At 65.9% G+C, this 21,852-nt stretch carries 20 protein-coding genes; 11 read left to right on the top strand and 9 right to left on the bottom strand.

The annotated features are described in order from the left end of the window. Window positions 1-177 precede the first annotated feature (177 nt). Genes CO669_RS33850 through nthA form a run of 3 tightly spaced genes read right to left on the bottom strand, consistent with a single transcriptional unit; the run spans window position 178 to window position 1,840 of the window. On the bottom strand, window positions 178-558 hold the full coding sequence (locus CO669_RS33850) for a nitrile hydratase accessory protein (protein ID WP_198964401.1): 381 nt from the start codon (window positions 556-558) through the stop codon (window positions 178-180). Then, entirely contained in the window at window positions 558-1,217 is a 660-nt protein-coding gene (gene nthB, locus CO669_RS33845; protein ID WP_097666868.1) for a nitrile hydratase subunit beta, read from the bottom strand. Before nthB ends, CO669_RS33850 begins: the two co-directional genes overlap by 1 nt. After that, window positions 1,214-1,840, bottom strand: coding sequence for a nitrile hydratase subunit alpha (gene nthA, locus CO669_RS33840; RefSeq protein ID WP_097666866.1), 627 nt, complete (start codon window positions 1,838-1,840; stop codon window positions 1,214-1,216). Before nthA ends, nthB begins: the two co-directional genes overlap by 4 nt. A gap of 62 nt (window positions 1,841-1,902) precedes the next feature. On the opposite strand from nthA, the gene CO669_RS33835 reads away from it, so the two are divergent. From CO669_RS33835 to CO669_RS33810, 6 genes are all read left to right on the top strand, one after another. Next, a complete protein-coding gene (locus CO669_RS33835; protein ID WP_097666864.1) occupies window positions 1,903-2,661 on the top strand; it encodes a PA4824 family protein in 759 nt (252 codons plus the stop codon). Between the two features lie 30 nt (window positions 2,662-2,691). Next, a complete protein-coding gene (locus CO669_RS33830; protein ID WP_097666862.1) occupies window positions 2,692-3,498 on the top strand; it encodes an enoyl-CoA hydratase/isomerase family protein in 807 nt (268 codons plus the stop codon). 142 nt (window positions 3,499-3,640) lie between these two features. Beyond that, on the top strand, window positions 3,641-5,113 hold the full coding sequence (locus CO669_RS33825) for a DASS family sodium-coupled anion symporter (RefSeq protein ID WP_097666860.1): 1,473 nt from the start codon (window positions 3,641-3,643) through the stop codon (window positions 5,111-5,113). A 236-nt stretch (window positions 5,114-5,349) separates the two neighbouring features. Next, a complete protein-coding gene (locus tag CO669_RS33820) occupies window positions 5,350-6,489 on the top strand; it encodes a methionine ABC transporter ATP-binding protein (RefSeq protein WP_198964400.1) in 1,140 nt (379 codons plus the stop codon). Beyond that, the gene (locus CO669_RS33815; protein ID WP_097666858.1) at window positions 6,479-7,144 is read left to right on the top strand and encodes a methionine ABC transporter permease; all 666 of its coding nucleotides are present in this window, start codon (window positions 6,479-6,481) and stop codon (window positions 7,142-7,144) included. Before CO669_RS33820 ends, CO669_RS33815 begins: the two co-directional genes overlap by 11 nt. Before the next feature lie 28 nt (window positions 7,145-7,172). After that, a complete protein-coding gene (locus CO669_RS33810; RefSeq protein ID WP_097666856.1) occupies window positions 7,173-7,946 on the top strand; it encodes a MetQ/NlpA family ABC transporter substrate-binding protein in 774 nt (257 codons plus the stop codon). A 15-nt stretch (window positions 7,947-7,961) separates the two neighbouring features. On the opposite strand, the gene CO669_RS33805 is transcribed toward CO669_RS33810, so the two are convergent. Further along, complete coding sequence (locus CO669_RS33805; RefSeq protein WP_097666854.1) at window positions 7,962-8,951, bottom strand: helix-turn-helix domain-containing protein; 990 nt, start codon at window positions 8,949-8,951, stop codon at window positions 7,962-7,964. Between the two features lie 180 nt (window positions 8,952-9,131). Between CO669_RS33805 and CO669_RS33800 the strand changes: the two genes are divergently transcribed. The 5 genes from CO669_RS33800 to CO669_RS33780 all read left to right on the top strand — a co-directional run bounded on the left by CO669_RS33800 (window position 9,132) and on the right by CO669_RS33780 (window position 17,158). After that, the gene (locus CO669_RS33800; protein ID WP_097666852.1) at window positions 9,132-10,322 is read left to right on the top strand and encodes a serine hydrolase domain-containing protein; all 1,191 of its coding nucleotides are present in this window, start codon (window positions 9,132-9,134) and stop codon (window positions 10,320-10,322) included. 15 nt (window positions 10,323-10,337) lie between these two features. Further along, window positions 10,338-12,332: a primary-amine oxidase gene (locus tag CO669_RS33795; protein ID WP_097666850.1), complete on the top strand. Its 1,995-nt coding sequence runs from the start codon at window positions 10,338-10,340 to the stop codon at window positions 12,330-12,332. A gap of 591 nt (window positions 12,333-12,923) precedes the next feature. Then, the gene (locus CO669_RS33790) at window positions 12,924-14,915 is read left to right on the top strand and encodes a TonB-dependent siderophore receptor (protein ID WP_198964403.1); all 1,992 of its coding nucleotides are present in this window, start codon (window positions 12,924-12,926) and stop codon (window positions 14,913-14,915) included. A gap of 58 nt (window positions 14,916-14,973) precedes the next feature. Further along, on the top strand, window positions 14,974-16,263 hold the full coding sequence (fsrB, locus tag CO669_RS33785) for a siderophore utilization protein FsrB (RefSeq protein WP_097666846.1): 1,290 nt from the start codon (window positions 14,974-14,976) through the stop codon (window positions 16,261-16,263). A 79-nt stretch (window positions 16,264-16,342) separates the two neighbouring features. Continuing rightward, window positions 16,343-17,158, top strand: coding sequence for a hypothetical protein (locus CO669_RS33780; protein WP_097666844.1), 816 nt, complete (start codon window positions 16,343-16,345; stop codon window positions 17,156-17,158). A 25-nt stretch (window positions 17,159-17,183) separates the two neighbouring features. Here the strand turns inward: CO669_RS33780 and CO669_RS33775 are convergent, their stop codons facing one another. Genes CO669_RS33775 through CO669_RS33755 form a run of 5 tightly spaced genes read right to left on the bottom strand, consistent with a single transcriptional unit; the run spans window position 17,184 to window position 21,844 of the window. Continuing rightward, window positions 17,184-18,179 (bottom strand): FAD:protein FMN transferase, encoded by a 996-nt coding sequence (locus tag CO669_RS33775; protein ID WP_097666842.1) that lies wholly within the window; start codon window positions 18,177-18,179, stop codon window positions 17,184-17,186. Beyond that, window positions 18,176-18,748 carry a nitrous oxide reductase accessory protein NosL gene (locus CO669_RS33770; protein WP_097666840.1) on the bottom strand — a complete coding sequence of 191 codons (573 nt, stop codon included), beginning with the start codon at window positions 18,746-18,748 and terminating at the stop codon, window positions 18,176-18,178. The genes CO669_RS33775 and CO669_RS33770 overlap by 4 nt, the downstream gene beginning before the upstream one ends. After that, complete coding sequence (locus CO669_RS33765; protein WP_097666838.1) at window positions 18,745-19,572, bottom strand: ABC transporter permease subunit; 828 nt, start codon at window positions 19,570-19,572, stop codon at window positions 18,745-18,747. Before CO669_RS33765 ends, CO669_RS33770 begins: the two co-directional genes overlap by 4 nt. Beyond that, entirely contained in the window at window positions 19,569-20,489 is a 921-nt protein-coding gene (locus tag CO669_RS33760) for an ABC transporter ATP-binding protein (RefSeq protein ID WP_097666836.1), read from the bottom strand. Before CO669_RS33760 ends, CO669_RS33765 begins: the two co-directional genes overlap by 4 nt. Next, complete coding sequence (locus CO669_RS33755; protein WP_097666834.1) at window positions 20,486-21,844, bottom strand: nitrous oxide reductase family maturation protein NosD; 1,359 nt, start codon at window positions 21,842-21,844, stop codon at window positions 20,486-20,488. Before CO669_RS33755 ends, CO669_RS33760 begins: the two co-directional genes overlap by 4 nt. Window positions 21,845-21,852 lie beyond the last annotated feature (8 nt).

The following is a 21,852-nucleotide window of genomic DNA, read 5'->3' as shown; positions in this document are numbered from 1 at the left end:
TGTCAGTGATGTGTCCGAACAGGTGTCAGCCATGTCTCCGGACTAAACAGAAGGCGGGTGATCCAGTATCCCAGAGACCGTGCTTGAGCCGAGAAGCCGCGGCGTACTGGATTTCCCGCCTGCGCGGCGAATGACAGCGGTAGTTGGGGCGCGAGTGCACTCAAACAAGCCGCAAGACTAACCCGCAAAATCCTCCGGCTTTAGCTCGATCGGCTTGCCGTGCGGCGTGCGATCGGCCGCATGGTCCCAGGCGTCGCGATAGCGGTGCAGCGTGTCCATCGAGGCGACGCCCTTGCTGGCGACGAGGCCTTCCAGCGTGGCGAGCCAGTGCAGATAATAGGTCTCGCCCGTGTCAGGATCGCCGGCGGCCTGCGCGCGCTTGATCTCGGCGGCGAGGCTCGCGGCCCATTCCGGCCAGGTGAACACGCCGCGCTCGTGCAGGCTCAACGCCATCGCGAACGCATGGGCCTCCCAGGGGGCACGGAACACTGGGCCGTCGTCGTCGCGGGGAATGCTCGGAATGGCCGCCGTCGCGGCGGCGGCAAGCGCGCTGCTCATCACGCCGGATCCAGATAGGGCTCGAACGCGTCGATCGAGACCTTCAGGGTCGGATCGCCGTCCTCGCCCCAGAGATCGCGGCCCTCGAACACGACCGTGTAAAGCCATTGCGGATGTTCACCGTGCTCCATCGCCGCCGTGTCCGGAAACACGTGGCAGCCATGGTTGAGCTCGACCACCCCGACATGGCCGCGCACGTAACGCGGCAGCCGCGTGTGCGTGGCCGGATGGATGTTCTTGGCCCGCACGCGATCGCCGATGTTGAATTTCGCCGGTGCAGGGGCGGGGCGGGCGAACTTGCCGCGCACCATGATGCGCTCGACCTGGGTGAGATCGAACTTGCCGTGCTTGAGCGTCTTGCCGGGCTGCATCGCATGACCGGCAGCGACCTCCTCGCGGGTGAGGTAGCCCTTCTCGATCAGCATCTCCTCGAGCCCGAGGAACCATTTCTTGTAGTAGGAGCTCGACAGATACACGTGCGGCGGGATCGTCTCGCGATAGAAGCGCGAGGTGTCGATGTTGAAGGCGCCGGCCGCGCCCATCGCGCGCACCATGGCGAGGACACGGGACTCCCATTCCTCGTGGAAGACGGGTTCATTGATCTCAGCCTCGACCTTGCCGAACCCGTCCATGCCGCCCATGTCGTGCACGCCGTTCATGACGGCGCTCCGGGCGTCCTGGGGAATCCGGTGCCGATCATGGAATCGCGCGTGACCAGTTCGGCGAGCTGCTCCTCACTCCAGCCCTCGGTGCCCGCGGGGCGCATCGGCAGCACCAAAAAGCGCGTCTCGGCGGTGGAATCCCACACCCGGATCTCCATGTCCTTCGGCAGGCTGACGTCGAAATCGGCGAGCACGCCGCGCGGATCCTTCACTGCGCGCGAGCGATAGGGCGCGGCCTTGTACCAGACCGGCGGCAGCCCCAGCATTTCCCAGGGGTAGCAGGAGCACAGCGTGCACACGACCATGTTGTGCCGCTCCGGCGTGTTCTCGACCACGACGAGATGGTCGCCGACGCGGCTGACATGGCCGAGCGTGCCGATCGCCTTGGAGCCGTCTTCCAGCAGCGCCTTTTTGAACGCCGGATCGGTCCAGGCCTTGGCGACCACGCGGGCGCCGTTGTGCGGGCCGATCTTGGTCTCATAGGCCTGGATGATGGCATCGAGCGCGGCGGGCTCGACATAGCCTTTTTCGGTCAAGATCGTCTCGAGCGCGCGCACGCGCAGCTCGGTTTCCGAGAGTTCGGAATGGTCGTGATCGTGGTCGTGATGATGTTCACTCATGGCGCGAAGATAGTCCCAGAATCCGGGCCTTGTCGAGGCGAAGACTCTGCTAACATCCCCCCATGGGCTGGGCTTCACAAACCGCAATTATCACCGCAATCGCGGCTCTTGTCGCACTTCCGGCGCAGGATGCGCGCGCCGCGAATGGCGCCTATGCGGTGGATGCCGCCGACATTTCGGAGGTCGGCTCCTGCAAGGTCGAGAGCTGGCTGTCGATGGCGACCAACACCGATGTCGCGGCCGTCGCCAATCCCTCCTGCGTGGTCGATCCCTTCAGGCCGGTCGAGCTGAGCCTGCAGACCATCCGCGCCCGCAGCGACGGCGACTGGAGCACCACCGTGGCGCCGAAAGCCAAGACGAACTTCATCCCGACGGGGATCGGACGATGGGGACTGTCGGCCTATAGCGGCGGATCGTTCGACGTGACGACCGGCGAGGCGCTGTCCGCTTTCGCGGTCATCCCCGCGACCTTCCGCCTCTCGGAGACCATGCGCATCAACGTGAACGGCGGCTGGCTGTGGGATCGCACCGTGGATCGCCATTATTTGACTTATGGCGTCGGCTTCGACTGGAAGTTCACCGACACGCTGCAATGGACGATCGAGGCGTACGGCCAGGCCGGGGCATCCGAGGTCGCGAGCGTCGTGCAGCCGCGCTTGCAGACCGGGCTACGCTACCGGCCGAACGAGATATTTTCCGTCGACGTGATCTACGGCCGCAACATCACCGGCGAGAACGCCAACTGGATCACCATCGGCACCACGATCCGGTTTCCGGTCCACGGCAGTGAGCCGGAGCACCGGCGCACCGGGCATCTGTGATCAAGAGCAACAAGAACAGGGAGACGACGGTTGAGTGATTATGTGACGATCGAGAAGGGGCACGGGCCGGAGGGACGGATCGCAATCGTGCGCTTCGACCGCGGCGACGGCATCAACGCGCTCTCGCCCGAGGCGCTGCGGCAGCTCACCGCCGCGGCGCGCAGTTTCGAGGATGACGCGACGACCTCCGTCGTGGTGCTGACCGGCAGCACCAGCGCCTTCAGCGCCGGCTTCGACTTGAAAGACCCCGAGGGCCGCTCGCGCAAGGAGATGGATCTCGGCACGCTGCGCCGGCACCTCAAGCTCGGGCCGCGCCTCACCCATGCCTGGCAGGAGATGGAGCAGATCACGATCGGGGCGATCGAGGGCTTTTGTGTCGGCGGCGGCGTCGCGCTCGCCGTGGCGCTCGACTTTCGCGTGATGGGGCACGACGCCCACTTACGCGTGCCCGAGATCGGGCTCGGCATGAACATGAGCTGGCAGAGCATCCCGCGCATGCTGCACCTGATGGGACCGGCCCGCACCAAGCAGGCGGTGATCCTGGCCGACCAGCGCATCAGCGCGGATGAGGCCTATGAATGGGGCCTGGTCGAGCAGGTGACCGACCCCGGCCATGCCTTCGATGCCGCCATGGATCTCGCGCGCAAGATCGCCGCGCAGCCGCCGCTCTCGGTTGCGATGACGAAGCTCACCGTCAACCGGCTCACGCATGCGCTCGACGATCTCGCCAGTCACATGGACGTCGATCAGTTCGCGCTCGCCGGCTTCAGCGAGGATCACAAGGAGGGTGTCGAGGCGTTCCTGGGGCGCCGCAAGCCGCACTTCAAGGGGCGGTAGACCGATGCCGGGCCGTTTGATGCCAAGCCATCAAATGCCAGGCCATTGATCGCACCCCCGACAGTCCGTATACGCCGCACAGGGACCAAAGCAGGCTCGGCCAACGAGCCGCACGAGGCGACGACATCAGAGGGGAGGGCCCATGACCGCCAGTTCGCAGGCGCCTGAGGCAAAGGGATTTCGCTGGAAGCTGGTCGCACCGCTCGCGGTGTGGCTGGTGATCTATCTGTGGCCGGCGCCCTCCGGGCTCAACGTCAATCAATGGCACTATTTCGCGGTGTTCGCGGCCGTCATCACCGGGCTCATCCTGGAATCGATGCCGGTCGGCGCGGTCGGCTTCATTGGCCTCACCGTCGCCGGCGTTGCCGGCTACATCGATCCGGATCCCGGCAAGTCGCTGCGCTGGATGCTGGCGGGCTTTGCCGAGAGCACGGTCTGGCTGATCGTCGGCGCCTTCGTGTTCTCGATCGGCTATCGCAAGAGCCAGCTCGGCCGGCGCATCGCGCTGGTGCTGGTGCAGCGGCTCGGCCGCAACACGCTCGGGCTCGGCTATGCGGTGGCGATGTCGGACTTCCTGCTCGCGCCGGCAACGCCGTCCAACACCGCGCGCAGCGGCGGCATCGTCTATCCCATCATCTCCAACATCCCGCGAATCTATGGCTCCGAGCCGGGACCGACCGCGGGCAGGATCGGCACCTATGTGATGTGGACGGCGTTCGCCGCGACCGCGATCACGAGCTCGCTGTTCTTCACCGCGCTCGCACCGAACGCGGCGGCGCTGGCGATCGCCAAGAAGACCGTCGGCGTCGAGGTGAGCTGGGGGCAGTGGTTCGTGGGCTTCGCGCCGCTCGGCATCCTGCTGATGGTCGTGGTGCCGCTGCTCAGCTATCTGGTGTGCCGCCCCGAGGTGAAGCGCAGCCCGGAGATTTCCGCATGGGCGGCGAAGGAGCTCACCGCGATGGGCCCGATGTCGCGCAACGAATGGATCATGCTCGGCCTGATCGTGCTCGCGATGTTCCTGTGGATCGCGGGCTCCAGTCCGGACATCCACGTTCCCGTGCTCGGCTCCAATTTCGTCAATGCCACCACCGTCGTCTTCATCGTGATCTCCCTGATGCTGGTGACCGGCGTGATCGAGTTCGCCGATATCGTGAGCGAGAAGAGCGCCTGGGAGGTGTTCTTCTATTTCACCTCGCTCTTGACGCTGGCCTCGGGCCTCAACGAGATCGGCTTCATCAAATGGTTCGCGACCGAATACGCAAAGCCGCTCGCGGGGCTGGCGCCGTCGACCGCGATGCTGCTGCTGGTCGCGCTGTTCTTCTGGATCCACTATTTCTTCTCGAGCATCACCTCGCATGCCGCCGCCGTGCTGCCGGTGGTGCTCGCGGTGGGATCAGGCATCCCGAACCTGCCGGTGACGACGCTCGCCATGCTGTGCATGTACTCGCTCGGCCTGATGGGCGTGATCTCGCCCTATGCCACGGGACCGGCGCCGATGTATTTCGGCAGCGGCTATATCGGCAAGCGCCAGTTCTGGGGCTTTGGCCTGATCTTCGGGCTGTTCTATTTCGCGGGGCTCTTGCTGATCGTGCTGCCCTGGCTGCAGATGGGATGAGCCGAGCCGGAGGCTGATACCCCCGGCGAAGGGAATATTCTTCTCCGGGGTGGGATTGGGAAATCTTCGTCCACCTCCTCGCAAATATCTGACATTGCAAGAAAGACTGGAAAAGGCGATGGTGCGTGCTGCGATGCAGCGCGGCACTTTGAGGCGCCTGTTGCTGTTCCACCCCCAGTCGCTGATGCGACCCGGCTTTCGTTTGCCTTTTCGGGTGAGCGAGAGAACTATTGTGCATGAAGGCCGTCTCCATGAACGCTCACCAATCGCTTGTCGTCGGACAGCCGATCGCGCCGCCCGAAGCGATGTCGCGTGCCGCAACTGAGCCGGACGCCATGGTCCGCTTCGAAGGCATCTCGAAGATTTATCCCGCCTATCGCGGCAAGCCCGGCGTCAACGCGCTGCAGAATATCGACTTCGCGATTCCCCGCGGTTCCATCACCGGCGTGATCGGCCGTTCCGGCGCCGGCAAGTCGAGCCTGGTGCGGTTGATCAACGGCCTGGAGAAGCCGACCACGGGCCGCGTGATCGTCGACAACAGCGATATCTCGGCGCTGGCGGGCCGCGAGCTCAGGCTGGCGCAGCGCTCGATCGGCATGATCTTCCAGCACTTCAACCTGCTGTCCTCGCGCACCGCGGCTGACAACATCGCATTGCCGCTCGAGATCGCCGGCTGGACCAGGGCCGACATCAAAGCCCGCGTCGCCGAGCTGCTCGCGCTCGTCGGCATCGCCGACAAGCACGACCGCTATCCGTCCGAGCTCTCCGGCGGCCAGAAGCAGCGCGTCGGCATTGCCCGCGCGCTGGCGACGCGGCCGAGCGTGCTCTTGTCGGACGAGGCGACCTCGGCGCTCGATCCGCAGACCACACGCGCGATCCTCGACCTGCTCGCCAACATCAACCGCGAGCTCGGCGTCACCATCGTGTTGATCACCCATGAAATGTCCGTTGTGCGCCAGCTTGCTAAGGACGTCGTGGTGCTCGATGCCGGTCGCGTCGTCGAGAGCGGCCATGTCGCCGACATCTTCACGCATCCGAAACACCCGATCACGCAGTCCTTCCTTGCCGAAGTGATCGGCGACAGCCTGCCGGTCTCGCTGGCGAGCCGGATCGTGGCGGAGCCGCCTGCCGGCGGGCAGGCCGTGATCCGCGTCCAGGTGCGCGGGGCAGGGGCCGGCGACACCGTGGTGGCGCGGCTCGCCCGCGAGCTCGGCCTCGACGTGGCGCTGCTGTCGGCCCGCATCGACGAGATCGGCGGCCAGCATGTCGGCTCGCTCGTTCTCGGCATTCCCGGCCGCGAGGATGCGCAGGGGCGGGTCCTCGCCTGGCTGTCTCAATATCAATTTTCGGCGGAGCATCTCGGCTATGTCGCCTGAACTCATCAACCTGATCATCCAGGCCACGGGCGAGAGCCTGTACATGGTCGGTATCGCCGCGCTGCTCGGCACCGCCTTCGGCCTGCCGCTCGGCGTCTTTCTCGCAACCAGCCGCAAGGGCGAGCTGTTCGCAGCCCCCTTCGTCAACCGCGTGCTCGGTGCCATCGTCAATGCGACGCGCTCGACGCCCTTCATCATCCTGGTGGTCGCCATCATCCCGTTCACGCGGCTTGTCGCGGGCACCTCGATCGGCTCGACCGCAGCGATCGTGCCGCTGACGATTGCGTCGGCGCCGTTCATCGCGCGCCTCGTCGAGGCCGCGATCCGCGAGGTCGACGGTGGCCTGATCGAGACCGCGTCCTCGTTCGGGGCCTCGCCCATGCAGATCGTGCTCAAGGTGCTGATCCCGGAGGCGCTGCCCGGCCTGCTGCTGGCGCTGACGCTCGCCGTGGTCAGCCTGCTCGGCTATTCCGCCATGGTCGGCGCGGTCGGCGGCGGCGGCCTTGGCGATCTCGGCATCCGCTACGGCTATCAGCGCTTCATGCCGGAGATGATGCTGGCCGTCGTGGTCGTGCTGATCGCGCTGGTGCAGCTCGTGCAGAGCGCGGGCGACTATCTGGCGCGGCGGGTCAATCGCCGGCTGCGGCATCGCTGAACCGATCAATCTGAAACTGGAGACTTCCATGCGTTTTCTCGCAACCCTTGCGGCTGCAGCCTTGCTTGCGACCTCAGCTCACGCCGAAACCATCCGCGTCGGCGTCACCGCCGGTCCCCACGCCGAGATCATCGACGTCGTAAAGAAGGTCGCCGCCGAGCGCGGGCTCGACATCAAGGTGGTCGAGTTCACCGACTACGTGATCCCGAACCAGGCGCTGGCCTTGAAGGATCTGGAGGCCAATTCGTTCCAGCATGAGCCGTACCTGAAGAACCAGATTTCCAAGACCGGCTGGAAGATCGTCAAGGTCGCCAACACGATCGGCTCGCCGCAGGGCGTCTATTCGCAGAAGTACAAGAAGCTGGCCGACCTTCCCGAGGGCGCACGCGTTGCCATCGCCAACGATCCCTCCAACGGCGCACGCGGCCTGATGATCCTGGCGCTGCACGGCGTGATCAAGCTGAAGGACCCGAACAACGTCGCCTCGACCATCGCCGACATCACCGACAACCCGAAGAAGCTCCGCTTCGTCGAGCTCGACGCCGCCCAGCTGCCGCGCGCGCTGCAGGACGTCGACCTCGTTGCGATCAACAACAATTACGCCGTCCAGGCCGGCCTCAATCCGGCCAAGGATGCGGTCGCGCAGGAGAGCGCCGACGGACCCTGGGTCAACATCCTCGCCGTCCGCGAGGAGGACAAGGACAAGCCCTGGGTGAAGCAACTGATCGAGGCCTATCACTCCGAACCCGTGAAGGCGTTCCTGGAGACGCGCTTCAAGGGCACCTATCTGCCGACCTGGTAAGGCGAACGGCGCGCGTCAGGCGGCCAGCCTGGCGCGCCGCAGGGTCTCCGAAGGCTTTTCGGAGAAGTGGCGCTTGTAGTCGAGCGAGAACTGGCTGAAGTGCCAGAAGCCGTGCTGCACGGCGACGTCGTAGACCGAGGTTTCGATGCCGCCGGCGCGCTTGAGGTCACGGCGCACGCGGTTCAGCCGCATCGCGCGCCAATAATGCATCGGGCTGGTGCCCACGACGTCCTGGAAGCAATAGCCGAGCTTGCGCGGGCTGGCGCCGACGACCTTGCAGACCTCCAGCAGCGAGAGCGAGCGATCACCGCTGCCATGCATCAGCTCGCGGGCGCGATCCACGGTGCGCCTCCGTGCCGCCGCGCTGCGGCCGGGATCGCTCGGCCGTGCAGTCGGCAGCATGTCCATGATCTCGACGAGGAGGGCGTCTTCCAGCGCCTGTCTGGCGGCCAGATGGTTGAACGTTTCCGGGGCGGTCGCGATCGTTGCCTGAATGGCTGCGAGATGCGTCCGCAGCCGCGCGACCGGCGCTTCCGCCATTTCGATCAACTGCAACCGGTGCCAGACGGTGCGCGGCAACTCGATGCCGAGCCGAGCCGCAAGCTCCGCGATCAACACCGTGCTGGCAACAACGCCGCGCAGCTCGAAGGCCTTCGGGGTGCACATGTCGATCTCGGCATCGATGCTGGCGAGCACCCGGGCACCGCTGGCGCTGGTCCCGTTGCAGCTGAGCTCGCCGGCGCTGTCCCAGGGCAGGCCGATGCCAAAGCTGTCCGCGCCAAGCTGGCCATATTGGCGGACCTGCTGGCTGGTGATCTCGCGAAACACGTCGACACGGGGCAGGGAAAGCTGGGTGAAACTGCCCCTGAAGGCACCAGCGCTGATCTGGTCGTAGCTCAGTCGCCAGCGGCCGAGGGCGGCGCAGTGCTCATCGACATCCGTGCTGCTCGCCTGAAACAGGCTGGCAGCCGAGTCCTGAATCGGAAGAGTTGCGCTTAAGGCCATGGCGATACGTCGGAATCCCTAAGCCGAGGAGCGAGCAAGGACCACGCCAGACTGGCACGGCCAGAGGCGCTGTCCAGCAAAATATTGCCGGATCTCGATAACGTCTGATCGCGCCGCGGTGCAGGCTTCCGGCCTGCCGTTCCGACATCGCAGCCGGACGGCCTTCGCGGAGGGATCGAGATGCGACCGACCGAGATCATGCGCGGCAGCCCGCCTGCGCCCGAGGCCCAGGTGACCCGCGCCAACTGGCGTGCCTTTCCCGCGATCCGCTGGGGCTTCACCCACACCCGCGAAGTGCTGCCCACCGCAGAGATCCGTCGCTCGGCTCAGCCGACGCTGATGAAAAGCGCGCCGCGCGAACTGGCAAAGCTCAGCTTCACCGCGCCTGACGGCAAAGACACCACGATCGAAGCCACGCTCCGCGAGACCTTTGCCGATACGCTGCTCGTGATGCATCGGGGCACGCTGATCCACGAATGGTACGGCGACGGCATGAGCGCGACCACGCCGCACCTGATCTGCTCGATCAGCAAGGCGATCGCCGGCACGCTCGGCGGCGTGCTGGCCGCGCGCGGCCTGGTCGATCCCGAGGCGAGGGTGCTGCGCTACGTGCCGGAGCTGGAGACCTCGGTCTATGCCGGCTGCACCGTCCGCAACCTGCTCGACATGGCCGTCGCCATCAAGTTCGAGGAGGACTACGAGGACCCCGCCGGCGACGTCGCCCGCTACCGCTTCTCCTCGGGCTGGGACGTGCCGCCTGATGGCGTCGAGCCCGGCCACCAGCGCGCCTATCTCACCACCTTGCGCAGCACCGGCAAGCCGCACGGCAAGGTGTTCCACTACGTCTCACCCAACACCGAGGTGCTCGGCTGGGTCTACGAGCGCGCCTGCGGCATGCCCTACCATCGCATCCTCTCGGACTATCTCTGGCAGCCCCTGGGCGCCGAGGAAGACGGTTCGCTCACGCTGGACAGCCACGGCATGGGCCGCATCGCCGGCGGCATCTCGGTCACCGCGCGCGACCTCATCCGTTTCGGCGAGATGATCCGCTGCCGCGGCGTGGTCGAAGGGCGGCAAGTGGTGCCGGGCTGGTGGATCGATGACATCCGCGAGAACGGCGATCCCCAGGCCTGGGCCGATGGCGATCTCGCCGAGTTCTTCCCGGGCGCGCGCTACCGCAGCAAATGGTTCACGATCGATCCGTCGCGCAACGCCATCACCGCGATCGGCATTCACGGCCAGCACCTCTATGTCGATCTCGACTCCGACACTGTCATCGTCAAGCTCGCGACCCAGCCAAAGGCGATGGACGTGCCGATCGACCAGCGCTGGTTCGCCGCGTTCAACGCCATCACCGCGCATCTCGCCTGATCCCCGGAGATCGCCATGCTCGATACCACCAAAGCCCAATCGCCGGCCCAGACCGCAGCGCCGCATCCGCTCGATCCGCTGACGGCCGGGGAGATCACCGCCGCCTGCGCACTGGTTCGTGCCGCCGCCGTCTCGCCGGACAACTGCCGCTTTCCGACGGTGCGGCTGGAGGAGCCGACCAAGCAGGAGCTGGCCTCGGGCGGAGCCGGGCGCCGCGCCTTCGCGTTGACCCTGGACATCACGACGGGCGAGGCGATCGAGCACATCGTCGATCTCGGCCGCAATGAGATCATCGCGCGACAAGTCATTCCGAATCGCGAGGCGCCGTACGGGCAGCCGCCGGTGATGCTGGAAGAGTTCTTCAAGTGCGAGGCCGTGGTGAAGGCCGATCCCGGCTGGCGCGCCGCGATGCGCCGCCGTGGACTGACGGACAAGGACATCGAGCTGGTCCAGGTCGATCCGTTCTCGTCCGGATTCTTCGACAAGGCGTTCGAGCGTGGCGCCCGTATCGTGCGGGCCGTCAGCTATTTTCGCGAGCACCTTCAGGACAACGGCTATGCGCACCCGATCGAAGGCGTCGTCGCCGTGGTCGACCTCATCGGCGGCAAGGTCATCGACCTCACCGACGGGGATCCGATCGTGCCGATCCCGCGCAAGAAGCGGAACTACGGCGCGCATGAGATGCAGGACCCACGCACCGACATCAAGCCGCTGCATATCGAGCAGCCGGAAGGCGCGAGCTTTCAGGTCGATGGCTGGAAGGTCGACTGGCAGAAATGGAGCTTTCGCGTCGGCTTCACGCCGCGCGAGGGCCTCGTGCTGCACCAGCTCGCCTATCAGGACGGTGCACGCAAGCGCTCGCTGATCCACCGCGCCAGCGTCACCGAGATGGTGGTGCCCTACGCCGACCCGACGGCCAACCATTTCTGGAAGTCGGCCTTCGATGCCGGCGAATACGGCCTCGGCATGCTCGCCAATGCGCTCGAGCTCGGTTGCGACTGTCTCGGCAACATTCACTATTTCGACGTGCCCGCCGCCGATAACAAGGGCGAGCCCTTCGTCATGCAGAACGCCATCTGCATGCATGAGGAAGACTACGGAATTGCCTGGAAGCACTACGAATTCCGCAACGGCCTGTTCGAGGTCCGAAGGTCTCGCCGGTTGGTGATCTCGTTCTTCGCGACCGTCGGCAACTACGATTACGGCTTCTACTGGTATCTCTACCAGGACGGCACGATCCAGCTCGAGACGAAACTCACCGGCATCATCCAGACCGCCGCCGTGAGGCCGGGCGAGAAGTACCGCTGGGGCGGCATGGTCGACGATCATCTCGGCGGTCCCACGCACCAGCACTTCTTCAACGTGCGCCTGCACATGGATCTGGACGGCGGCGGCAACACCGTGACCGAGCACGACTTCGTGCCGCGGCCGTGGGGCCACGACAATCCGTATGGCAACGTGTTCGACACCACCACACGCGTGCTATCGCGCGAGCGCGATGCCGCGGCGGTCGCCAATGGCGAGACCGGCCGGTTCTGGAAGATCAGCAATCCCAACGAGACCAACTCGGTCGGCGGCGCGCCGGCCTACAAGCTCGTCGTCAACCCGAGCCCTTTGATGCTGGCGCAGGAGGGCAGCCATGTGCGCCGGCGCGGCGGCTTTGCGACAAAGCATGTCTGGGTCACCGCGTTCGACGCGAGCGAGAAATACGCCAGCGGCGACTATCCCAATGTCCATGCTGGCGGCGACGGCCTGCCGCGCTACGCCGCGCAGAACCGCAACATCGAGAATGCCGACATCGTGCTGTGGCACTCGTTCGGCCACACCCATGTCTGCAAGCCCGAGGATTTTCCGATCATGCCGGTGGAATATGCCGGCTTCGTGCTGAAGCCGACCGGCTTCTTCGCGGCCAATGCGGCAGGCGATATCCCGCCGGACCGCAACAGCCGCAGCGTGCTGGCGGGCGGGAGCAACGAGGCCGCGACCTGTTGTCACGCGGACCGCGCGTAGCGCAGCCATCAACGACTCGCGTCTTCGCCTTCGGTCGCAACGCTGATCGCGCGATGCCGCCGCCGCATGCGCTTGCGTCTCGCAACAGACTGACGGCTTCCAGTCTGGAAGTATTCCAATTCTAAGGAGGCAGCGCCGCAGCATGCGTGAGCGCATTCGTCGCACATGCAGCTCCCATGTCTGGAGAAATTCTAACGCCGTTCCTATCGCACTCCGAAACCGCCTGAGTTAGGGCGGGACATCAAGAACGATACCGGCGAAGCCGGCAGTGCGTGGGGCTCAGCAGACGTGACCAACTCCAGACTTCCTTCGCGTTTTGATACGCGTCTTCGACACATCCGAGTGCTTTTCTTCGGTGCTGCCAGCACTTTGGCTCTCGCAATCCCCTTCGGTCCCGCACAATCCCAGACCCAGATCCCCGCCGTCACTGTCGATGCGCCGGCCCAGCGCGCCCGTCCGGCGGCGATCGCCTCGTCGCGAAGGGCGACGACACGGACCTCGCGCGCCACTCGCCGCTCTCCCGCGCAGCAGGCCGCGCCAACCCAGTCGGCATCCTCGAACGGAAATACCGGCGAACGCGCCAACGGTCCGGTGCGCGGCTTCGTCGCGACGCGAAGCGGCACCGCGACCAAGACCGATACGCCCTTGATCGAAACGCCGCAGTCGGTGTCGGTGATCACGACCGACCAGGTCAGGAACCAGGGCGCGGTCTCGATCGGCGAGGCGCTGCGTTACACCGCCGGCGTCAGCGGCGACGTCAACGGCGGTTCGGACACCCGCTTCGGGGGCCTGCAGATCCGCGGCTTCGACATGACCATGCCGGGCCTCTATATCGACGGCCTGCGCATCCCCTCGAGCAATTACGTGCATTTCAACGGCCTCGACCCCTACGGCGCCGAGCGCATCGAGGTGCTGAAGGGACCTTCATCGGCCATGTATGGCGGCAGCGGCACAGGAGGCCTGCTCAACTACGTGACGAAGCTGCCGACCGCGCAGCAGTTCGGCGAGGTCTCGATCTCCGGCGGCAGCTTCAACCGCTATCAGGGCCAGTTCGACATGGGCGGCCCCGCCAACAAGGAAGGCACCGTGCTGTGGCGCCTGACCGGCGTCGTGCGTGACGGCGAGACCCAGGTCGATTTCACCAAGGACAATCGCGTCTTCATCGCGCCGGCCGTCACCTTCAAGCCGAATGAAGACACCACGCTGACGATCCTCGCCAATTATCAGCGCGACCGGGCAGGGTGGGGCCTGCAGTTCCTGCCGGCGTCCGGCACGGTCTGGCCGAACAATGGCCGCACCATCCCGGTCTCGTTCTTCGCGGGCGTGCCGAGCTTCGATGCGTTCAACACGGAGCTTGCGACCGCCGGCTATCAGCTCTCGCATGATTTCACCGACAACATCACGTTCCGGCAAAACATGCGTTACGCCTACCAGCACAACGAGGAGAAGGTCTTCTACGGCGCCGGCTACACCAACGAAGCCGCCGGCGACTACGCCCGCGTCGGCAGCTACAGCAATTCGTACATCAACTCGTTTGCGGTGGACAATCAGCTGCAGGGTAAGTTCGCGACCGGCTTCCTGCAGCATACCGTGCTGGCCGGCGTCGATTATCGCAACACCAGTTTCCGCGACACCGCCTTCGGCGTGACGACCTCCTCTCCGACGGTCAACGTCTTCAACCCCGTGTACAGCTACGACTACGCCGTGGACACCACGCCGAACGACAAGACCGGCGTCAAGCAATCGCAGACCGGCCTTTATCTGCAGGATCAGATCAAGCTCGGCCGGCTGTCCTTCCAGCTCGGCGGCCGCCAGGACTTCGTGACGACTCAGGTCGACAACGGCATCGCCAACAATTCGATCTCGAAGGATGCATCGGCCTTCACCGGCCGCGCCGCCGTGATGTACAATTTCGACAACGGCATCGCGCCTTACGTGAGCTACTCGGAATCGTTCCTGCCGGTGCTCGCGACGGCCAGCGGCCAGCTGCTGAATCCCGAGACCGGTGTCCAGTACGAGGTCGGCGTCAAGTACCAGCCGCTCGGCTGGAACGCGCTGTTCACCTTCGCGGCTTTCGACCTGACGCGCGACAACGTCGTCGTCTATGCGCCGCCGACCTATACGGCCTCGCAAATCGGCCAGGTCAAATCGCGCGGCATCGAGCTCGAAGGCACCATGTCGCTCGCCGACGGCTGGAACCTGCGTGCCGCCTACGCCTATGTCGATGCCGAGCTGTCGCGGGATCCGGTCAATCTCGGCAAGGCGCCGACGACGGTGCCGCTCAACCGCGCTTCGCTGTGGAGCGACTACACGCTGCAGGCCGGCCAGTTCGCCGGGCTTCAATTCGGCGGCGGCATCCGCTATGTCGGCGCGACCTGGGGCGATGACGCCAACACCTTCAAGGTGGGTTCCGCGACCGTGCTGGATGCGCTGCTCGCCTACAGCAGGGACAATTGGCGGCTGTCGCTGAACGTCACCAACCTGACCGACCTGCGCTATGTCGCCGCCTGCTACGGCGCCGCGTCGGGTTGTTTCTACGCCGAGGGACGCAAGGCCATCGGCAAGCTGACCTATCGCTGGTGAGATCGACGTAACGACGGTCCGGCTACGGGAGCCGGACCATTGAAGTGAGACTTGGGCGATGAGAGCGATATTCGGCAGGCTGCATCGCTGGGCGGGACTGCTCACGGCCGGATTCCTGTTCTTCTCCGGCATCACAGGCGCGATCATCTCCTGGGATCACGAGATCGACGACGTCCTGAACGGTCATCTGTTCGACGTCTCGACCAAGGGTCCGGCGATCCCCTCGATCGAGCTCGCCAGGATGATCGAGCAGCGCGACCCCCACGCGCGCGTCGTCTATCTCTTCATGACGCCGGAGGAGGGGCACTCGCTGTGGTTCTTCGTGATGCCGCGGATCGATCCGGCGACCGGCAAGCGCTATACCCTCGACTACAACCAGGTCTTCCTCGATCCCAACACCGGCGCTGAGCTCGGCCGGCGTTATTGGGGCGCGGTCTGGCCGGTCACGCGGGAGAACTTCGTCTCGTTTCTCTACAAGCTGCACTACACCATGCACATCCCCGAATTCTGGGGCAGCGACCGCTGGGGCATGCGCGTGCTCGGCGTGATCGCCATCATCTGGACCATCGATTGCTTCGTCGGCTTCTACCTCACGCTGCCCTCGCGCCGCCGCGCCAAGGCGGAGCGGGCGCCCGCCGTCGCGCGCCAGCTCGAGCGCGGCTTCTGGGCGCGCTGGGCGCCGGCCTGGACCATCAAGACCTCGGGCAGCGCCTACCGGATCAATTTCGACATCCATCGCGCCTTCAGCCTGTGGACCTGGGGCGTGCTGTTCGTGATCGCCTTCACGGCATTCTCGCTGAACCTCTATTTCGAAGTGTTCTCGCCATTGATGAAGATAGTGTCGAACTACACACCGACGCCCTATGAGCAGCGGCCTTATCGCGATCTCGACGATCCCATCGAGCCCAAGGTGACGTTCGCCGAGATCGCCGCGCGCGCGGCCGCCGACGGCAAGGCGCGCGGCTGGACCATCCCGGTCGGCTCGATCAATTACGGCCCGGCCCACGGCGTCTATGCCGCCGCCTTCTTCCATCCCGGCGACGATCACGGCGCCGGCGGCGTCGGGCCGGCGCAGCTCTATTACGACAGCGAGGACGGCCGCCCCATCGGCGAGCGGCTGCCCTGGGTCGGCACCGCCGCCGACATCTTCGTCCAGGCTCAGTTCCCGCTGCATTCGGGCCGCATCGTTGGCCTGTTCGGCCGCATCCTGATCTCGATCATGGGACTGGTGGTCGCCGCGCTGTCGGTCACCGGCGTCGTGATCTGGTGGCGCAAGCGCCGCGCCCGGGTCCGGGTCCGCGAGACTGCGACGCTGCGCTTGAATCGGCAGCTCACGCCGGCAGACTAGGGCGCACCGTCGTTGCGGGTGAACCTTCGGACCTCGCAGCGGCACAAAGATGAGATCGCTCCCAGTCCGCGGACATTGAATGAAATCGCTTGCCTTGCTTTGCTTGCTCGTCCTGGCCACGCCCGCCCATGCGGCGACGCCCGAGCAGCGCTATCTCGACCTGCGCGATCGCTACATCGCAAAATTCTCGAAAGCCAAGGAGAGCGATGAGCTCTCCAAGCAGCATGACGCGGCTCTGAAGGAGCTTGCGGGCGTGTTGCGGGGCCTGGTGGGGCCGGTCACGATCAAGGGGCTCCCCGCTGACGGCAAGTCGAACGCCGACACGCTCTTCAAGGGCGATTCGGGCTTCGGCCATCTCGACGGGCTCAGCTTCGCCTCCGAGGGCGACAAGAGGCAGGCCGTGGTGACCACCACGGGGCTGCTCAAGCACTGGCTGCGCGAGCATCGCGAGGACGGCATGCCGCAGGAGATCGGAGCGGCCTTGAAATCCGACCGCTTCTACTATCAGGCGATCCAGGACTCCGCCTTCGCCAAATATGCGGAGCTGCCGATCACCAAGCCGGCATCCGCGAGCGCCGCGGCCGCGGTGCTGGGCGTGCGCGGCAATGGCGATCTGAAGGGAGCGCCGCATGAGATCGACGTCGTCGCGATCCAGGGCGACAAGGTCTTCTTCCTCGCCGACACCGACGCCGTGAAGACGGCAGAGATTCCGGCCTGTGAAAAGGTCTGGAAGCAGATGATGGCGAAGAAAGTGCCAGAGGATGCCATGGCCAAGGAGGATCAGGCGATGGACGCCTACACAAAATGCTTCGCCAAGGAAGCGCCGAGCCAGGCCTGGTACGCGGCGGCCTTGAAGAAGGCGCAGAGCCAGTTGGACCTGCTGCTATCGCGATAGCGCGGCCCCGGCGTTCCTTTCTCGACTACACCGACAATTCGACCGACTTGCCGGCGTCGTCGATCAGATACACGCGGTCGATGTCGGCACCCGGCAGCAGCGATCTGATCTGGTCTTCCGGCATCAGGCTGAACGCCGTCGACAAGGCGTCCGCGGCGGTCGCGCTGCGGGACACGGTCGTCACGCTGCGATAGCGCTGCGCGCAGCCGCCTGATCGCGGATCGAACAGGTGGTTGAAGCGCGCCCCGGGATCGAACTGGCAGCCGTAGCCGCCCGAGGTAGACACGGCGCGGTCGACGATCGGCAGCACCGTCTTCGTCTGGCCCGCAAGGTCGGGATCGGCGATGCCGACATCCCAGGGACGTCCGTCCGGACGCGAGCCGATCGCACGGGCCTCGCCCATGTCGACCAGGCTATGGGAGATGCCATGCGCCCGCAACAGCTCGACCACCTTGTCCGTGACATAGCCTTGCGCGATCCCGTTCAGGGTGACGGCCATGCCCTTCGGCATCACGATCCGGTCGCGGCTGATCGACAGCCGGCTGCTGCCGACGCGCGCCAGCGCCGCCTCGATCGCGGCTGGTGCCGGGCCGGCCTGATCGGCGCCATCGCGCGCGAAATGGCCGGCATAGAGCTCCCACAGCGGCTGTACGGTGACGTCGAACAGGCCGCCGGTCAGCGTGGAATAGCGCTGCGAGGCCGAGAGCAGATCGATCATCTCGGCGGCGGGATCAAGCAGGATACCGGTCCGGTTCAGCGCGACCAGGGCGGAATCATCGAGATAAAGACTGAACAGCCGCTCGAGCCGCCGCGCCTCGGCGCAGGCCAGCGCGATCAGTCGCTCCGCCCGGTTGCGGTCCTCGTCGTGGATCTCCATCGTCGCGACCGCGCCCAGCATCGTGCCGCGCCAGCTCGCCGGCGCGATCTCGGCACGAACGGAATGAGCTCGAGACAGCGCGCTGAAGCCAGCGGCCGCCGCGCTGATCCGGATGAAGCGTCGGCGCGTCAGCGTGCGCGTCATGGCGTTCTCCTCGATCGTCCGCCCGGCGGGCCTTCCGTCGTCTCGTCGGCCGCCGCGGCGCTGGTTGCGTTCGCCGACGTCAGGACGTAGTCCCGGGACACCTCGTTGAAGCCGACGATCCTGCCGCCGTTCTGTGCGGCGAACGTCTCCGCCGCTGCCCGCTCCGAGAACGGAACGGCCTCGTCGCCGCCCATGCCGCTCTTGGCCCGGCTCTCGATCACGAACATCGCCTTGCGCGCCTCGATCCAGTTGTCGGCGCCGGGCTTGTCCCAGTCGGGCGCCTTGCCCATGTCGGAGACGTAGATCGCCAGAATGTCCTTGGGTTCGTCCGGCAGCATCGTGAAGGCGATGGTGTCGCGCACCGACGAGAACCACACGGGCTCCATCAGGCTCGCGGCGAAGATATGGCCCTTCGGTCCCGGATGCTCGAGCACGTTCATGCCGCAGTAATGACCGATGTCTTCCGCGGTCATCCGATGCGGCGGTGGGATCTTCGCGGCCTGCTTCTCGTTGCAGCCCGCGAGCGCGAACGGCACGAGCAGGACGAGCAGCATGGTTCGGCGTCTCATAGCTCCCTCCGCGAGAAGGCGAGCGCGGCCAGCCCGAGCGGCAGCAACGTCCAGCCGAGCAGGGCGGTCAACAGGACCGGGATCGTCAGGGACGAGGTTTGGGCAAGGCCAGCCATGCCGGCGAAGGTGCTGACATTGGCAAAGCCGGTCAGGTTGATCAGCCGATAGGCGTCGGTCGGGTTCGCCAGCAGCAAGGCGTTGAGCACGGCGGCCGAGATGCTGCGGCCCTGGTCGAGCGCGAGCACGCCGAGCAGCGCCATGTCGTAGATCAGCACCAGCAGCAGCCACAATCCGATGCAGATGCCGGCGGCCGTTCCGCGGTCGCGCACGAGCGCGCTGACCAGATAGCCGATCGCGACGAAGGCCGCGCCGAGCAGCACCGAGGAGCCGACCATCGCCGCGAAGGCCAGGAAACTATCGTTGTCGATCTGGCTGCCCGTCGCGGCCAGCGCACCGACCGCCGCGCCGTAGCCGAGGCAGGTCGCAAAGGCGAGGACGGCGAGGTGGCCCAGAAACTTGCCGAGCAGCACCTGCCAGCGCGCGACCGGATAGCTCAGCAGCAACAGCATCGTCCCGCGCTCCATCTCGCCGACGATGGCGTCGTGCGAGATCAGCAGCGCGATGAGCGGCACGAGGAAGATCGTCAGGCTCGACAGGCTGACGACAACCACGTCCAGTGCGCGGACGCCGACATTGCCGGTCGGCGCGCTGCCGAGAAAAGTCAGCGACAGCGCCAGTCCGGCGAGCAGGAGCGTTGCGGCGAGCACCCAGCGATTGCGGATGGCCTGGTGGATCTCCTTGGCGGCGATGATCAGGACGTTCATGGCGCCTGCTCCGATTGCCGAAGAAAATGAGCATAGAGCTCGTCGAGGGTGGGCGGGACCACGTCGACATCCTCGACGGCATTGCCGGCGGCCGTCGCGCGATGCAGCAGCTCGATCTTCCGCTCCGGCGCAGCGTCGATCTCGACGATGTGGCCATTGAGGCGGCGGCAGGTGGTGTCTTGGGGAGCCCAGGTCGGCATCTCACTCGGAGCGAGGCCTGCCACCTTGAGACGGATGCGGGTGGGCAGCCGGGCGAGACGACGCAGCTCGTTGATCGAGCCGTCCGCGACCTTGATGCCGCGGTTCATGATGATGACGCGGCCGGCGCGCTCCTCGAGCTCGGTCAGCGCATGCGACGACAGCAGCACGGTCGCGCCCGCGGCGGCGAGCCGTGCGATGATGTCGTAGAAGGTCTGGCGCAGCTCCGGATCGAGGCCGGTGGTCGGCTCGTCCAGCAGCAGCACCCGCGGCGCGCCTAGCAGTGCCTGCGCGAGCCCGAGGCGCTGGCGCATGCCCTTGGAATAGGTGCTCACCCGGCGGCGGCTGGCGGCGCCGAGGCCGACGGCGTCGAGCAGATCGAGGGCCTTGGCGACCGGCTCGCGCTTCAGCCGGGCGTAGAAGGCCTGGGTCTCGCGGCCGGTCAGGGCAGGGTCGAAGGAGACGTTTTCGGGGAGGTAGCCGAGTTGCCGCCGCCCCGCGAATTCGCCGGCGGCGGGGTTGTCGCCGAGAACCTCGATGGCGCCCTTGCTCGGCCGGATCAATCCCAGCATGAGCTTCATCAGCGTGGTCTTGCCGGCGCCGTTGTGGCCGATCAAGGCAACGAGCTCGCCCTGGCCAAGCGCGAACGACGCGCCGCGCACGGCCTCGACGCGGCCATAGGCCTTGGTGACGTCGCTGACGCGTACCGTGCTGGTCATCGCGTCTCCTTCGGCGCAGGAATGCGCGGCGGCGACACCAGCGGATGACTGTCAACGACGCCGCCCGGCAGCAGCGCCGGAAACTGCGCCTGCGCCCAGCGGATCACCTGGACGGCGGGGCTGTTGATCAGGACCTTCGCCGCGGGTGCCGTCCACAGCACGCGGTCGATGAGGTCGTTCGGCCGGTATGCCGTATCGGCAATGCCGTCCCCGTTCAGGTCGAATGCCGGATTATCGCTCCAGTAATTGCCGCGCCCGCCGGTCGACCAGTCGAGGTTGCGGGTGCCGACATATTTCACCTGGTTGGCGTTGCGGACAAAGGCGTTGCCGGTGATTTCGTTACCCTCGGAGCCGGCCGTGAAGTGCACGCCGATGGCGCAGCGCTCGAACCAGTTGTTGCGGAACTTGTTGTGATTGGTGTTGTAGATGAACACGCATTTCTCCGGGCCGCTCCGAAGCGTGCTCTCCCGCTTCTGTTGCGGCAGCATGCCCCGCTCGTCGTCGGGACCTTCCGCCGCCATGTCCGTTGCCGCGCTCAGCGGACCACCCGTCACCCGGTTGCCGTCGATCTCGGCGTAGTTTGCATAGTTGAACAGAAGGCCGTGGTCGCGGTCGTGATCCGAAATGTTGCCCCGGATCACCAGCCGGTTGGAATACATGATGGCATAGCCGACATGGTTGCCGATCGAAACGTTGCCGCTGACTTCACTGTCGTTGGTGTACATGTAATGGACGGCGAAGCGAACCTGCTCGAACCGGTTTCCAATGAAGCGGTCCTTTCGGCTTGAGATGGTGAAGATGCCGTCCCGGCCGTAGCGGAAGGTGTTGTCGGCGATGGTGACGTCAGGCGCGTTCCAGAGCGAGACGCCGTTTCCTGCCTCGCTGAGACGCCCGCCACGCAATCCCTCGATCTCGTTGCGGACGACGCGCGAGCCCTGGGCGCCGTGCACATAGACGCCGAACAGATTTCCCACCAGCCTGACGTCCTCGACCGTCGCGCGCTCGGCCGTCTTCTGCAGGAAGATTCCGGAATTCATGGCCTGAAGATCCCGGCCGGAGGCCCGGATGGTCAGACCGCGAATGGTGACGTCGGGCGCGGTGACCGTGATGACGTTGCCGGAGCCGTCGCCATCGAGCACCGCATCGCGGCTCCCGACCAGTTGCAGGGGACGGTCAATCCGGATCGAGCCGTGATATTCGCCGGAGGCAAGCGTGACGACGTCGCCGGCGCGCGCGCCATCCAGCACCGCTTGCAGCGGCTGCCCGGGCACGGCCGAGAGCGTCTCCGCACTGGCGAAGCCGGACAATCCGGCGGCGACCAGCGCCGCCGGAAACATGCGCAAGAGAAGACCCACGAGGTCGC

Source organism: Bradyrhizobium sp. Y36, from assembly GCF_002531575.1.
GTDB lineage: Bacteria > Pseudomonadota > Alphaproteobacteria > Rhizobiales > Xanthobacteraceae > Bradyrhizobium.
The sequence above is the reverse complement of the archived record's forward strand: the minus strand, read 5'-3'. Positions and strand labels throughout refer to the sequence as shown.

Excerpts from the sequence above, each read along its gene's own strand:
- CO669_RS33850 (WP_198964401.1), bottom strand. The coding sequence starts at position 558 with ATGAGCAGCGCGCTTGCCGCCGCCGCGACGGCGGCCATTCCGAGCATT.
- nthB (WP_097666868.1), bottom strand. The coding sequence starts at position 1,217 with ATGAACGGCGTGCACGACATGGGCGGCATGGACGGGTTCGGCAAGGTC.
- nthA (WP_097666866.1), bottom strand. The coding sequence starts at position 1,840 with ATGAGTGAACATCATCACGACCACGATCACGACCATTCCGAACTCTCG.
- CO669_RS33835 (WP_097666864.1), top strand. The coding sequence starts at position 1,903 with ATGGGCTGGGCTTCACAAACCGCAATTATCACCGCAATCGCGGCTCTT.
- CO669_RS33825 (WP_097666860.1), top strand. The coding sequence starts at position 3,641 with ATGACCGCCAGTTCGCAGGCGCCTGAGGCAAAGGGATTTCGCTGGAAG.
- CO669_RS33820 (WP_198964400.1), top strand. The coding sequence starts at position 5,350 with ATGAAGGCCGTCTCCATGAACGCTCACCAATCGCTTGTCGTCGGACAG.
- CO669_RS33815 (WP_097666858.1), top strand. The coding sequence starts at position 6,479 with ATGTCGCCTGAACTCATCAACCTGATCATCCAGGCCACGGGCGAGAGC.
- CO669_RS33810 (WP_097666856.1), top strand. The coding sequence starts at position 7,173 with ATGCGTTTTCTCGCAACCCTTGCGGCTGCAGCCTTGCTTGCGACCTCA.
- CO669_RS33805 (WP_097666854.1), bottom strand. The coding sequence starts at position 8,951 with ATGGCCTTAAGCGCAACTCTTCCGATTCAGGACTCGGCTGCCAGCCTG.
- CO669_RS33800 (WP_097666852.1), top strand. The coding sequence starts at position 9,132 with ATGCGACCGACCGAGATCATGCGCGGCAGCCCGCCTGCGCCCGAGGCC.
- CO669_RS33795 (WP_097666850.1), top strand. The coding sequence starts at position 10,338 with ATGCTCGATACCACCAAAGCCCAATCGCCGGCCCAGACCGCAGCGCCG.
- fsrB (WP_097666846.1), top strand. The coding sequence starts at position 14,974 with ATGAGAGCGATATTCGGCAGGCTGCATCGCTGGGCGGGACTGCTCACG.
- CO669_RS33780 (WP_097666844.1), top strand. The coding sequence starts at position 16,343 with ATGAAATCGCTTGCCTTGCTTTGCTTGCTCGTCCTGGCCACGCCCGCC.
- CO669_RS33775 (WP_097666842.1), bottom strand. The coding sequence starts at position 18,179 with ATGACGCGCACGCTGACGCGCCGACGCTTCATCCGGATCAGCGCGGCG.
- CO669_RS33770 (WP_097666840.1), bottom strand. The coding sequence starts at position 18,748 with ATGAGACGCCGAACCATGCTGCTCGTCCTGCTCGTGCCGTTCGCGCTC.
- CO669_RS33765 (WP_097666838.1), bottom strand. The coding sequence starts at position 19,572 with ATGAACGTCCTGATCATCGCCGCCAAGGAGATCCACCAGGCCATCCGC.
- CO669_RS33760 (WP_097666836.1), bottom strand. The coding sequence starts at position 20,489 with ATGACCAGCACGGTACGCGTCAGCGACGTCACCAAGGCCTATGGCCGC.